The sequence below is a fragment of the Aliivibrio sifiae genome (assembly GCF_002954705.1).
Classification (GTDB): domain Bacteria; phylum Pseudomonadota; class Gammaproteobacteria; order Enterobacterales; family Vibrionaceae; genus Aliivibrio; species Aliivibrio sifiae_A.
Genome location: NZ_MSCO01000001.1, coordinates 2154865 through 2168504, shown reverse-complemented (window position 1 = coordinate 2168504; position 13640 = coordinate 2154865). Strand labels below are relative to the sequence as shown.

14 protein-coding genes and 1 pseudogene are annotated in these 13640 nt (G+C 38.4%); 10 read left to right on the top strand and 5 right to left on the bottom strand.

What is annotated here, in order from left to right; genetic code table 11:
- Positions 1-8 precede the first annotated feature (8 nt).
- The 4 genes from tilS to BTO22_RS09690 all read left to right on the top strand — a co-directional run bounded on the left by tilS (position 9) and on the right by BTO22_RS09690 (position 3103).
- Complete coding sequence (tilS, locus tag BTO22_RS09705) at positions 9-1352, top strand: tRNA lysidine(34) synthetase TilS (RefSeq protein WP_105055296.1); 1344 nt, start codon at positions 9-11, stop codon at positions 1350-1352.
- 52 nt (positions 1353-1404) lie between these two features.
- The gene (locus BTO22_RS09700) at positions 1405-1716 is read left to right on the top strand and encodes a c-type cytochrome (protein WP_105055295.1); all 312 of its coding nucleotides are present in this window, start codon (positions 1405-1407) and stop codon (positions 1714-1716) included.
- 92 nt (positions 1717-1808) lie between these two features.
- Positions 1809-2147: a nitrogen regulatory protein P-II gene (gene glnB / locus BTO22_RS09695; protein ID WP_060991646.1), complete on the top strand. Its 339-nt coding sequence runs from the start codon at positions 1809-1811 to the stop codon at positions 2145-2147.
- A gap of 86 nt (positions 2148-2233) precedes the next feature.
- The gene (locus tag BTO22_RS09690; protein WP_105055294.1) at positions 2234-3103 is read left to right on the top strand and encodes an endonuclease/exonuclease/phosphatase family protein; all 870 of its coding nucleotides are present in this window, start codon (positions 2234-2236) and stop codon (positions 3101-3103) included.
- On the opposite strand, the gene BTO22_RS09685 is transcribed toward BTO22_RS09690, so the two are convergent.
- From BTO22_RS09685 to gloB, 3 genes are all read right to left on the bottom strand, one after another.
- The gene (locus tag BTO22_RS09685) at positions 3081-3773 is read right to left on the bottom strand and encodes a YIP1 family protein (RefSeq protein ID WP_060991644.1); all 693 of its coding nucleotides are present in this window, start codon (positions 3771-3773) and stop codon (positions 3081-3083) included. The genes BTO22_RS09690 and BTO22_RS09685 overlap by 23 nt on opposite strands.
- Complete coding sequence (locus tag BTO22_RS09680; protein ID WP_105055293.1) at positions 3770-5323, bottom strand: LysM peptidoglycan-binding domain-containing protein; 1554 nt, start codon at positions 5321-5323, stop codon at positions 3770-3772. Before BTO22_RS09680 ends, BTO22_RS09685 begins: the two co-directional genes overlap by 4 nt.
- Before the next feature lie 113 nt (positions 5324-5436).
- Complete coding sequence (gene gloB / locus BTO22_RS09675) at positions 5437-6195, bottom strand: hydroxyacylglutathione hydrolase (protein WP_105055292.1); 759 nt, start codon at positions 6193-6195, stop codon at positions 5437-5439.
- A 44-nt stretch (positions 6196-6239) separates the two neighbouring features.
- On the opposite strand from gloB, the gene BTO22_RS09670 reads away from it, so the two are divergent.
- On the top strand, positions 6240-6980 hold the full coding sequence (locus BTO22_RS09670) for a methyltransferase domain-containing protein (protein ID WP_181044626.1): 741 nt from the start codon (positions 6240-6242) through the stop codon (positions 6978-6980).
- 16 nt (positions 6981-6996) lie between these two features.
- Here the strand turns inward: BTO22_RS09670 and rnhA are convergent, their stop codons facing one another.
- The gene (rnhA, locus tag BTO22_RS09665) at positions 6997-7470 is read right to left on the bottom strand and encodes a ribonuclease HI (RefSeq protein ID WP_105055290.1); all 474 of its coding nucleotides are present in this window, start codon (positions 7468-7470) and stop codon (positions 6997-6999) included.
- A 37-nt stretch (positions 7471-7507) separates the two neighbouring features.
- Here rnhA and dnaQ point away from each other — a divergent pair, with 37 nt between their 5' ends.
- The 4 genes and pseudogenes from dnaQ to BTO22_RS09645 all read left to right on the top strand — a co-directional run.
- Positions 7508-8236, top strand: a complete 729-nt coding sequence (dnaQ, locus tag BTO22_RS09660; RefSeq protein WP_105055289.1) for a DNA polymerase III subunit epsilon — start codon at positions 7508-7510, stop codon at positions 8234-8236.
- Positions 8237-8245: 9 nt separating this feature from the next.
- Entirely contained in the window at positions 8246-9508 is a 1263-nt protein-coding gene (locus tag BTO22_RS09655; protein ID WP_105055288.1) for a TIGR03503 family protein, read from the top strand.
- 172 nt (positions 9509-9680) lie between these two features.
- The gene (locus tag BTO22_RS09650; protein ID WP_105055287.1) at positions 9681-9860 is read left to right on the top strand and encodes a hypothetical protein; all 180 of its coding nucleotides are present in this window, start codon (positions 9681-9683) and stop codon (positions 9858-9860) included.
- Positions 9861-9984: 124 nt separating this feature from the next.
- Positions 9985-11036 (top strand): annotated as a pseudogene (locus BTO22_RS09645) (IS4 family transposase); the annotation flags it as partial.
- Between the two features lie 720 nt (positions 11037-11756).
- Here the strand turns inward: BTO22_RS09645 and BTO22_RS09640 are convergent.
- Positions 11757-12635, bottom strand: coding sequence for an XRE family transcriptional regulator (locus BTO22_RS09640; protein ID WP_258132528.1), 879 nt, complete (start codon positions 12633-12635; stop codon positions 11757-11759).
- Positions 12636-12829: 194 nt separating this feature from the next.
- Between BTO22_RS09640 and BTO22_RS09635 the strand changes: the two genes are divergently transcribed.
- Positions 12830-13246, top strand: coding sequence for a hypothetical protein (locus BTO22_RS09635; protein WP_258132527.1), 417 nt, complete (start codon positions 12830-12832; stop codon positions 13244-13246).
- Positions 13247-13640: the final 394 nt, after the last annotated feature.

Genomic DNA, 13640 nt, shown 5'->3' with positions numbered 1-13640 from the left:
TATTGTTTATGCTTTATTCTCAATTCTCATCTCAATTAGATTCTTACCCTGTATCTAAACCACATCTTATTGTTGCTTTAAGTGGTGGTGTTGACTCTATGGTTCTGCTTCGTCTTTCTTCAATTTACGCCAAAGAAAGGGGGCTTGAATGTATTGCTGTTCATGTTAATCATGGATTAAGTCAGTATGCATTTGATTGGGAAAAGGTGTGCCAGAGGCATTGTGATTCTTTATGGATTGAACTGCATATTGAACGGGTACAGGTTACTGTTAGTGCTCAAGATAGTTTAGAAGAAGTAGCAAGAGAGGCTCGTTATAAAGCGTTAGATAAGCATATACAAACTAATAGTTTATTACTTACAGGCCAGCATCAGGATGATCAGGTCGAAACTTTTTTTCTTGCATTGAAAAGAGGCAGTGGCCCGACGGGGTTATCCTCAATGCCATCAATTATTCCGTTATTAAAAGGGTATAAATGCCGCCCGTTATTAATGCAACTTCGCTCTGATATTGAAGCATATGCTCATAATAATAAATTGGAGTGGGTTGAAGATGAGAGCAATAAAGATACGCGCTTTGATCGTAATTTTTTACGACACCAAGTTGTGCCTAATTTAGTTAAACGTTGGCCTAATTTTGGCTCTGCTGTATCACGTAGTGCTCAGTTATGTGCAGAACAAGAACGCTTACTTACTGAATTACTTCAACCTAAGCTAATCGCGTTTCAAAATTCATATTATGCTATTTCTATTTCGCAATTAGATAAAGAATCTGAACTTGCTCGTAATATGTTATTGAGGTTGTGGTTGAAGCAATTTTCAATTCCTTTACCTAGCCAAATCCAATTAAAAGTATTATGGACCGAAGTAGCAAAAGCAAAAGAAGATGCGAATCCTTCTTTAGCATTAGGTTCAATTCAATTAAGACGTTTTCAAGACAATTTATATTGTTTGCCCCAGTACAAAGATCTTTCATCGTGGAGATGTGAGTTACACCAGTCTATGGAATTGCCAGACAAACTTGGAAGACTCGTATTCGAGCACCAGGCTGTAGGAATAATGGGTAACGAAGTGGAGAGAGAAAAAATATTATTACTTAGAGCGCCTTTAAAACATGAAAGAGTGGAAGTGCGTTTTAATGTTCAAGGGCTTTCCCCTCACCCTGAGACTCGCTCTCATCGCCGTAAAATGAAAAAATTATATCAAGAGTATGGTATCCCAAGTTGGCAGAGAGCAAGGTTACCAATGATTTTTTATAATGAAGAACTTGCCGCTGTTGCTGATCTGTTTGTATGTAAAGCATTTTCAGGTGAAGAATGTGAGCTGATCTGGAAGAAATTAGGCTTGAAATAGACATTTAGTATGAACTTGTCAAAATGATTATAAATATGAATGGAGCAATATTATGAAAAAAACAATTGGACTAGCAATGATCGTATTAATGGCTTCAGCGCCAACATTTGCAGCGGGTGATGCCGCTGCTGGACAAGCGAAATCAGCGATTTGTGCCTCTTGTCATGGAGCCGATGGTATTGCCGTTATCCCTGGTTATCCAAACTTGAAAGGGCAAAATGCTCAATATATCGAATCATCATTAAAAGCGTATAAAAATAAAGAACGTAGTGGTGGTAACTCTGCAATAATGCAACCGATGGCTGCGATGTTGAACGATGCAGATATCGCTAACTTAGCTGCTTATTATTCGACAATGAAGTAAGCATCAATTAAGTAATGTTATTCCTAGGTTGTATGTTCGCTTTGGCTCAAGGATAATAGGCTAATAGTATTTATGAATGTTAAAGGACTAATATGAAAAAGATTGAAGCGATCATTAAACCATTTAAGCTTGATGATGTGCGTGAAAGCCTTGCTGATGTTGGTATCACAGGCATGACAGTATCTGAAGTAAAAGGGTTTGGTCGTCAAAAAGGGCATACTGAGCTGTACCGTGGTGCTGAATACATGGTCGATTTTTTACCAAAAGTAAAACTTGAGATCGTAGTTACTGATGATGTTGTCGATCAATGTGTTGATGCTATTATTGAAACGGCTCAAACAGGGAAAATTGGTGATGGTAAGATTTTTATCACTGATGTTAGTCGAGTTATTCGTATCCGTACGGGTGAAGAAGACGAAGACGCGATTTAATACCCACATAAACATGAGTATCTGCTAATCTAGTTAGCATTATTACTATTTAAGGAAGGAGTGATGATTCACTCCTTTTTTTGTTTATGAAAAAGAGAACTCTATTTTTATCTGGCTCTGCGTTATTGGTAGGGCTAACTCTCGTTGCTAAGTCAATTGTATTTACTGTTCCTCTAGAACCTGAATTTATTGAACTGTCTAAAGATACTCCAGATGCATCGTTAACTTATCAGTCTGGTTGTACCCAATTTAAGACCTCAGCACCAATCGATCGTAATGGTCAATTGAATGTTTTAGTTTGGAATATTTACAAACAGCAAAAAGAGAGTTGGGAACCTGCATTAAAGTCATTAACGGTTTCTTCTGATCTGGTTTTATTACAAGAAGCTAGTTTTACGACAGAATTAAAACAATTTGTAGTGGATAAATCGTATTCAGCTGAGTTAGTACGAGCTTTTGATGTGTTTGATACGAGTGCTGGCGTTTTAACATTAGCAAAAGAGTCGGCAGAAAAAGTGTGTGCTCATACTGCGATAGAACCTTGGTTACGATTACCTAAATCAGCACTTCTCTCTGAGTACCCTTTGTCAGATAAACAGACGTTAATGGTAGTAAATATTCATGCCATTAATTTTACATTAGGAACTGAAGATTATAAAAATCAAATTGAAGCATTATCACAAGAGGTAAAGCAGCATGATGGCCCTTTGATTATTGCTGGTGATTTTAATTCATGGAGTAATGATAGGTTGGAAACGTTGCAACAACAGGTGAAGACATTAGATTTAAAAGAAGTGTTATTTACTCCTGATGATCGTATGCGTTTTATTACAGGTTTACCGTTAGATCATATTTTTTATCGTGGCCTAGAAGTAACAGAAGCGCACTCTATGAAGAGTAACGCTTCTGATCATAATCCGCTACAGGTCAGTTTTAGCCTGAAAACGCAGTTATAAAGCCCCACAACGTAAAACAAGTAACCCAAGGAAGGATTGCTATTATTAATGCTTTAGAACGCTCTAAATCTGTCCATGCGCCCAAGACAGCATAGCTTAGTGCTATATACCACGGCATAAGCAGTGGGAAAGAACTTGCATAAGCAGACCAGTGGTCTGTCATAGGCAGTTTAATTAAACCATTTAGACTATTCAAGTCAGCAGCGTAAGGCATGATATTCGCATGATTTAATAAAAGACTAGCGTAACTAGCAATGTCACCAATCAGTGCAGGGAACATAACAATGGTGCTACCTGCAATCCATTTAAAATAGCTGTGTTGGTATTGGTTTTGCTTTGTAGCCAATTTAAACCATAGCGCTAATAATAAGATGGTTGCTGTTCGTCCCATAACATCATTAATTACCTCACCAGCTAACAAAATTTCTTTGGTTAGCCATTCACCTTGAACTTGGCCGCCAACACTTTCTATTTGAGCGGTTAAGTTCGTAGTTACCCATTCAAAATTGACTAGGTCAAAATAGGTTCCCCAGAACATAAATGGTGCAAAGATAAGTAAAACATAAGGTAGCCAAGCCCATTTACCTCGTTCATATAACGCGGCAAAACAATCAGCGGGAGAGCGAAATATATCGATCAATAAAATTAATGGATTTGAAGAAGGTGTCATACGTTTACCTTAGTAACATCAACGTAAAGTTTTAATTTTTGTCCTGGCTTAATATAAGAGCCACGTTCGATGTTATTCCATTTCATGATATCTGTCACAGAGACACTGAATTTCTGTGCGATAGAGCTTAGGTTGTCACCTTGTCTGATTTGATAATTTACAGTTCGGATGATTGCACCATCAGAGCTGTTTTTCCAAATAACTAAATTTTGACCTACACGTAATGAATCTTTTGGTGCCATGCCGTTCCATTTTGCTAGATCTCGGTATGAAATCGAGTTGTCACGAGCAATACTCCATAAGCTTTCACCGTCTTTAACTTTATGAGCTAATTTGTATTTCCCTTTTGCTTTAGCTTGAGTCTTTTTTAAACGTTGTGGAGCACTTAATGCATACGTTTTATTCCCTTGAGATGCTGTTGGGATTAACAAGTATTGTCCAACGCGAATACTAGAACCATTCAAATCATTGGTTTGTTCAATAATATTCGTTGTCGTGTTGTGCTTAACAGCTAATTGACTGATGGTATCGCCTGGTTGAACTTTATAGCGAACAACTTTCATTGTTTTATTCGCGTTCTTTTTCAAGTTGGCATTGAACTGGTCAACATGCTCAATCGGTAGTAATAAATGGTAAGGACCATCTGGAGAGGTAGCCCATTGATTATAAGCAGGGTTGTAACCTTGTAATTCAGTGATTGAAATACCAGCAAACTCTGCCGCAATAGCAAGATCTAATTGTTGTTTAGGAGCTACCATTTCAAGAACGGGTTTATTTGGGATTGGTGGCAGTTCTACACCGTATTTTTCATGATTTTTTATAATATCAGCAAGAGCAAGTAATTTAGGAACATAACCACTGGTTTCTTCTGGTAAATCTAATGAAAAGAAATCGGTTGGCTTACCTAGCTTTCTATTCTTAGTCATGGCTCTTGATACTCGACCAGCACCGCTGTTGTAAGATGCAATTGAATTTTGCCAGTCACCATCGAAGCGGCTATCAAAATATTCCATATAATCTAAAGCAGCATTTGTTGCCGCAGGGACATCGCGGCGACCGTCATACCACCAGTTGCGCTCTAATTTAAAGCGATCAGCAGTACCTGGAACGAATTGCCATAGACCTGCTGCACTGCCATGTGAATAAGCAAATGGGTCAAACGCACTTTCTACAACCGGAAGAAGGACTAATTCCATAGGTAAGCCCCGTTTTTCAATCTCAACCGTGATCATATACAAGAAAGGTTGTGCTCGTTTTGCCACTGTTCGTAAATGACTTGGATGTTTTATGTACCAGTTACGATAATAATCAACTGACTTTTGGTCTGGAATTGGCATCTCTAATTGCATTGCAATACGTTGCCAAACATCTTCTTGTTCTTGAGGCGTTAAAGTTGGTTTTTCAACTGGCTTTACTTCAGAAGGTGTCGAGTCTGTTTTTGAAGGAGTTGTAACCGTTGAGGTGGTTTCAGTCTGAGTCTGCTCTGGAGGAGGTGCGGTTTGGCAGCCTGCTAATAGCGCTAATCCAATCCAATGGAATTTCAGTTTCATTGTGTATTGCCTTCAGTGTGCTTATGCCAACATCACAGCATGATATTGGCATTCATATTTTTTATTTGGACACGGATAATACGTTGCAACCACACATCAAACAAGTTTCATACTTAAAACTCATCTTTCCATCTTCTTAATGCGGTAAAGGTCTCAAGTTCGGTACTTTCTGAGACTTTATTCACAACCGCTTTTTTTACACTATTTTCATTTGTTCGTAAAAAAGGATTAATTAATTTCTCGCGTTGTATTGTTGATGGAATAGTCGACTTTCCATTCGCTCGAAGATGTAATACTTTTTCACGGTATTGTTGCAGGTAATCATTATCTGGCTCTACTGCTAATGCAAATGCTAAGTTGGATGCAGTATATTCATGTGCACAATATACTTCTGTTTCATCAGGCAGAGCGGTGAGTTTTTGTAGTGAATGAAACATTTGCTCAGCAGTACCTTCAAATAAGCGACCGCAACCAGCAGAAAACAATGCATCACCACAAAAAAGCTTTTCATCGCCAACATAAGCAATATGGCCTTTTGTATGCCCTTCAACACCAAGAATCATGAATTGTTCATTGAATAGTTCAACAAAATCACCATCACTTACTGGGTGAGTTAACGTTGGGATGGGTTCGCTCTCTGGGCCAACAACATTGATTCCAGGGAATTGACGAACAAGCTCAGGAACCCCTCCAATATGATCATGGTGGTGGTGAGTAATCAAAATAGCATCTAAAATAAAATTATTCGCTTTAATACACTCTAAAACAGGTGTCGCGTCACCGGGATCAACAACAACACAATGATTATCATTGTTGTGAATTAACCAAATGTAATTATCATTAAATGCAGGTATGCTTTTTATTGATAGCATTAACCTTTCTCCAAATTTTGTAGCGTAAATAGGTAACGATATTGATTAAGCCAGCACTGCTTGATAAAAAAATTGAAAAACCGCATTCATGGTCTGATATCCCTCACGGAGAGTGGATAGGAGAGCTAATTCAATCACGTCTGGATGAATGGTGCCCTAAACTGTTTGGTTACCATATGCTTAAAATTGGTGGGCTCAGTGCTGAGCTTGATAGTCGCTTCTGTAATATTAAACACCAAGTTAACCTAGATAACAAAAATTCATTAAAAAATATTGTCTCTGAATTGCCTCAATTGCCTTTTTTAGAAAAAAGTATTGATGCGTGTGTACTTGCTCATCAACTTGATTATTCGTCAGACCCTCACCAATTATTAAGAGAAGTCGATAGAGTTTTAATTAATGATGGCTATGTTATTTTAACTGGCTTTAATCCGATGAGTGCAATAGGGTTAGCGAGTTTATTCCCATGGAGAAAAAATAACCTTCCATGGAGTGGCCGAATGTTTACGCCACACAGAATTAAAGATTGGCTTAGCGTATTAAATTTTGAAGTGGTCTACAGTGATTGCTTTGCGTTAGCGCCTTTAACTCGCTATCGAACCATATGGACATGGTTTGAGAATTTAGGTGGAGAGTCAGTAAAGCCAATTAGTGGGATTTATTTTCTTGTGGCAAGAAAAAGGACTTACCCATTAAGGCCTATAAAGTCGGCGTGGAAAAAGAAGCCTAAATTGGCTCCTATTTCAGTGGTGCAGACCCATCAAGGTAAAACTGAGTCAAAATAGCACGATGTTCATAAAACTAGCCGGGATAACCCGTATCGTCTTGAGTCGGGTTTTCTGCTGCAGTTCTTGCTAATTCATCACACATTTCATTTTCACGATGACCTGCATGACCTTTCACCCAGCGCCAATCAACAGTGTGGCGCTCCGCTTCTGCGTCTAATTGTTTCCAAAGATCGGCGTTTACCACGGGCTTCTTATCTGCTTTCTTCCAACCTCTTTTTTTCCACCCGTGGATCCATTGAGTGATCCCTTGGCGAACGTATTGGCTGTCTGTAGTTAGTACGACAGAGCATGGCTCTTTTAGATTACGTAGAGCAACCACGGCAGCAAGCATTTCCATACGATTATTAGTCGTTTGATTAAACCCCTCAGAAAACGTTTTTTCTGTGCCTTTATAGCGCATTACAATACCGTAACCACCAGGACCTGGATTTCCTAAACAAGAACCATCTGTGAAAATTTCAACCTGCTTCATTATCTCTGTTATCATTAGAAGAATTTAGAAATAGTCTGACACAAATGAGCCTATGAATACTAGCGACAATTCCCTTAATCGAATTATTGTTCTCGATACAGAAACCACAGGTATGAACTTTTCGGGTGGACCTGTCTATGAAGGTCACCGTATTGTTGAGATTGGTGCGGTTGAGATTATCAACCGAAAATTAACCGGTAATCACTTTCATGTTTATATCAAACCAGATCGCCTTATTGATCTTGAAGCGATTGATGTTCACGGTATTACTGATGAATTTTTGTATGATAAACCTGAATATAAAGACATTCATGATGAGTTTTTAGCTTTTATTAAAGGTGCAGAGCTAGTTGCTCATAATGCACCCTTTGATGTTGGCTTTATGGATTATGAATTCAGTAAAGTTAATAAGCTTATTGGTACAACGGATCAGTATTGTAAAATTACTGATACCTTGGCAATGGCGAAAAAAATATTCCCAGGTAAGCGTAACAATCTGGATATTTTATGTGAACGCTATGGCATAGATAACTCTCATCGAACGCTTCACGGCGCTTTACTCGATGCTGAGATTTTGGCAGATGTTTACCTGTTAATGACGGGCGGGCAAACGAGTTTGAGCTTTAATTCTGAAAATCAGTCAGATTCCTCAGAAGAAAGTATCAAAAGATTAAATTCAGGAAGAAAAGGATTAAAGGTTTTGCGTGCTACGGCCGATGAAATAGAAGCGCATGAAAAGCGTTTGGATATAGTTGGTGATGCCTGTTTGTGGCGTAGTTAGGAGTATAGTATGTGGCGGTTATTGATGATTGTGCTGTTTGTCCCAATGTTTTCTTGGGCAAAGAGCACTGAAATGTCGTGGTTGGATAATCGTTTTCGTGTCGATCCAACTATAAAGCAAGTTTCTTTTTTGGTTTACAGAGAAAAGGCATCTCAAGCAGTAACCTTAGTTCGTCCTGATGGAACAAAATATTATGCTTGGGAGCACCCAGAAAATGTTGCTTGGTATGAAGAAAATGGAATGGATATTATTTCCATTGAGAATCCAATGCCGGGTCCTTGGCAAGCTATAGGTAAAATAACACCTGAAAATAAAGTTAAAATTTTATCGAATCTAACACTTAATGTGGATTCGTTACCGAAAAAACTCTATCAATCGGAAAGTTTAAAATTTACTGCTCGGTTGCTGCAAGATGGCAAACCTCTTGTTTTACGTGATTTTTTGAATCGTATTAAATTAAATGTGACGTTTACTCCCTACCTTGCGAATGAAAAAGATCTTGTAAAAGAAGCTCGTCCGTTAGCCGAAGTATTAGGTACTTTTGAAGATAATGGCGAAGATCTTGATGAAGTGGCGGCGGATGGAATCTTTACGGTTAATTTACCTATTAATATTAAGCCGGGTAAATATTGGGTCCGAATTCAATCTCGTAATGGGGTGTTTTTAAGAACGGTAGAGCAAGATGTTCTGGTTTATCCATCACCAATCAGAGCAAGCTTTACTCAAGCTCGTAATGAAAATCAAAGTCATTCAATGACTATTGATACCGAGGCGGGAGTAATAAAAGCAGGTTCACTTGCGGCTCATATAGAACAGATTAATCCAAATAAAGTAACAAGAGTAACTCAAGCACAATCTAATAAAGATGATGAAAAATTGTATTTTGACTTACCAAACAGCTATATGTCGGGTAAAAATACATGGTCAGGTTGGGTGTATGCAACTGATATGGCAACAGATCGTCCTCTTCAGTTTTTTCTTGGTAAGCACAGTTATGGTGTGACAGAACCAATTGACTTAAAAGCCGCTTATGAAGCTCGAATTAAGGCTGAAGCTGAACAGCGTAAAATTGATGCGCAAAAGAAATTAGAAGAAGAACGAGCAGAAGCTCGTAAGTGGTTTTGGATTTATGTAGTGCTTGGAAATCTACTGATTATTGTTCTTATTTTTGGGGCTATCTTTGGTTGGAAAAAAGTTAATGCAATGAGACAATTGAAAGCAGCGGCGCCAAAATCAGAAAAACTATCTATGCCACCACCACCTAAAGTCTAACTTTACTTGAGGTAATACAAAAATAATAAAAAACCGCAGAATAGTGTTTTTTTTGTTCGTATTTTTTCATTCTGTTACATTTGTTCTAAAATTAACGTTTGCTTTTTTATAAAATTTGCACTAATGCCATTTATTAAATATACTTCTGTCAATTATTGAAGAGGGCGATATTTTGGATAAGCAAAAAGTAATGCTAGAAGCTGCTTTTAACGAAATGTTAACAAAGAATAAGGGTGCACAAATAAGTTCTTTAATTTGCTGTGGCTTATTGGGTATGAATAATAGCAGTATTGATTACTTATCTATTGAAGAGATTATTTATTTAAAGTTAGTTGTTAATTTAAATAAATAAAGCCCAAAATAAGTAGAATAAAAAGGCCAGAGCATATACTCTTAATGCCGATCGTTTAAGGTACTTGAACGATCCTAAGATCACGTGATAATCCCTACTAACTTTTGTTGGTAGGGATTTTTATATGTTAGTTGATGAGTTAAACCAAGCGCATGAAACGATAGAAAACAGTAGTAACTATGAGTCTGTTGTTAATGCTATTGAGATGGAATGGATTGAACAGGCTCTTCATCATACTAACAAAACAAGTATTCGGCGTCGCCGATTACCAGCTCAACAAGCCGTATGGCTCGTTATTTGGATGGGTTTACAACGCAACAAGTCAATCAAGGAAGTATGCAGCTCTCTAGACTTAGCTCTTCAACCTCAACCAGAAAATAGTTGGTCTAGAGTTGCGCCTAGTGTGCTCACGGACAGTCGACGTCGATTGGATGAGGCTCCCTTAGCTGCACTTTTTAAAACAGTTGTTTCGGCGTGGGAAACCGATGCGCTTCAGCTAAACAGCGTACTAAATCTCAATGTTCTTGCTGTTGACGGTACGACTTTTCGATGTCCAAATTCAGAAGAAAATGCTGAATCATTTGGCTTCATTTCTAAGAACTATAAACCTTATCCTCAGCTTCGATTAGTTGGATTAATGGCAGCTGAAACTCGCATGATGCTGGGCGCATCGTTTGATGCGTGTAATGTTGGTGAAGCGACATTAGCACATCGCCTGCTAACTGACGTTCCCGCTAACTCACTAACCTTATTCGATCGTTGCTATTTCTCTGCAGATTTACTGATTAACTGGCAAAAAGCAGCATCTAACAGTTACTGGTTAACACCAATAAAACGTAAGCTTCGCTATGAAGTCATTGAGGAATACGTTGACAACGATATGCCAATATCCCCGCAGGCGTGAAAGAAGAACTCTGAGCTGCCTGCCACCTGGCAGGCAAGGCTTGTACTGCACAAAGATCCTGCGGGTGAAATTGAAGGTTTTATTACCTCTTTGGCTGACCCAAATCAATACCCACTCGAAGAGCTACTGCGTATCTACTGGCTGCGCTGGGAGATCGAGGAAGGCTTTGGTGAAATAAAACAAACTCAGTTGCAAAGCGAAGTTACTCTGAGGAGTCGGTTCCCATCAGGAGTAAAGCAAGAGCTCTGGGGGGGGCTAGCATAAACTTAGTGTGACTAGAAATGGTACAGATAGCTGCAGATGCAGATGCTGATGTGATGCCTAGTTGAAGAATCTATTTTTATTTATAATGAAATGCGACCGCATTTAAGTTTGGGAATGAGTACACCAAATCAAGTACATAAAAAAGTCAAGTGCATGCGCACTTAGCTTTCAATTAAAAATCGTCAACGTATTTTAGGACGAGACAGTTTAGGGATCATTTTGGAGCAATATTCTACCGAGAGAAAAGAAGCTGTATTAAAGAGCCTCTAGCAGCATATTCCATCCCAGTATCTGAAGTTTCAAATAGGAAGGTATTAACAGGCAAGCCTATATTATTGGCGTAAGTGCCTGGCTAACCACACACATCAATATTAAGCATATTTTGCTATAGTATCTTTTTAATCGGAGGTATTATGAATTAGCAAAGTAAGCGCGGCCATTGGGCTAATATTTTAAGATAGTAATCTATCAAGAAATTTTGTATTGATAATGAAATAAGCTACTAAACCCTTTATTATTTGTCAAAGAAGCTCTGCGAGTCAGAATTTACAACAAAAATTCATCCCATTATCGTAACAGAGCCAGTACAAGAGCAGTCGAATATTGTGGTGCTGAGATTTAATAATGGCTTTCGTGCCGAGGTTCAATTACCGGGTAGTTTTGATAAGTGATAAAATTCAATGTACCACTACAAACTAGGAGATATCTACTACAACCCTAGTTCCTACTTATTTAGTCCCACTGCTTCCTAACAAGCTTTGAATGTATTCTCTAGCAAAAGGAATAAGGCTTGAGATGACCTTTAATGCAAGTATTGTTTCAGCTTTTATCCTAAGCTGTACGTACCTATAGTTTTTTCCGAATACCTTAATCCCACCAAACGGCACTTCACTTCCTTTTGCAAGTATTTCACATTCGGTACTGGTTTCAAATAGTGCAAAAGCCTCTTGGTCATGGCAATTCAAAACTAAGTGTTTTACTTGAGTGTTGGCACAAAGTATATCTAGCATCAACAAAATGCTCACCATCCTAGGTGCAGGTAGTGAACCATAGGTAGAGACTACATACATATCGGCTATTTTTTCTGAACTATTGTCATAGCCAATGAAAGGGCAGGCCGATAGCTGGTCTGGGGAAATGGCAGCAGCAGGTTGATTCACTGGTATAAAGCCATAAAGTAGATGACCGACTAACATGCCAGCAGAATCACTGAATGTATTTGCAACCAACTCGCTTGTTTGTAGATCCTCGGCATTGATGGATATGCCCATATAATCATGGTGGAACCCGCTCAATTGTTCACATAGACCCTGCTGTTTAAGCAATGAACCATGGTGATAATGGGAAAATGTACTCGGCGTGGCGGTGTAAGGGTAGAGAATACGGTTGGTCATTTTATCGAAATGTCGTTTGTTCTTTTCTTTTGCTTTAACGTTAGGGTCTATAAGTTGTACTACATCTTCTTCCATCACTCGTGCTATAAGTAGCTGTTTCGATAGTTTTGGAGAGGTGACGCCGCGCTCCCAACGGCTAAAAGTAGTAAGATCAAGCTTAGAAAGCGCAGGATCTGATGAGCTAAGTAGATCAACCATTTCTTGTTGTGTCAAAATTCTGTCTGTTCTTACGTACTCGAGGAACTTTGCAAATGTTATTGGCATTCCTTAGCCTCACAATATTATTTTTAATATCACTATGCTATTACAATTTATTTAAGACTTCTATCTTTTCGTTTGATTAGGGCATCAACACTCACGGCTAGAGCATTTTAGAAGTCACCGCGAGTGAATCTGAAGAGATATTGATGACATTGTGGGATGCTCGTGATCGTCAAAGTAGCCATTCAGGAAAGTTGGATAATAAATTGAATGTGGTTGCATTTAACAATGGAGAATATACTTGTACTCCTGAAGATAAGGTATGGCTCTGTTCATCTTATAGTGGTGAGTTTGAATTGAATTTGAATAAAGGTGAGCCAATAGATTTATCACAGCTTGCAGGATATTATAGTGCACAAATTGACGATGATATTTTAAATCTGGTGATATTAGATGATGGCAAGTTAGAGATTACATCTAATCATTGTAAGGATAAAGCATTGATTAATTTAATTCTTGAAGAACAAGCCGCTTTTTTTAAGATTAAGAGTAATTCGTGTTCATTTGGTAAAACAGAAGGGTTAATTAGAGCTGTGGTTGAGAATGATAATTTTAAAAGTTAGAAATTCAAAGTAATGACCTACAGTTTCCTCAGGTTTGGATCAAACAAATTAATTAGTATTGATGCCTCTCTATATAATAAAAAGCCGATCATATGATTAATGCCCCTCGCTTAGGAGCGAGTGGCATGTTTATTAGGATATTTGACTGACTTTTTTAAAATTGTTCGGGGGTATGGTTTCCTATTCCGTTTCTTGGGGAGAATAAGCTGTTTCCCACTTTCCTTGAGAGCCTTTAAGTTTTTGGTATCGCTCCTGGGCTGCGTGTATCACTCGCCCAAATCATCTCGTCCATAATTAAAAATAGTGCATTGATAAAGCTGCTCCGCAGGGGCTCAACTTCGTGCTGTTTAGCCATTTCAGCCATTTCCAGCCTTACGATGTTGTAGCTGGTTAG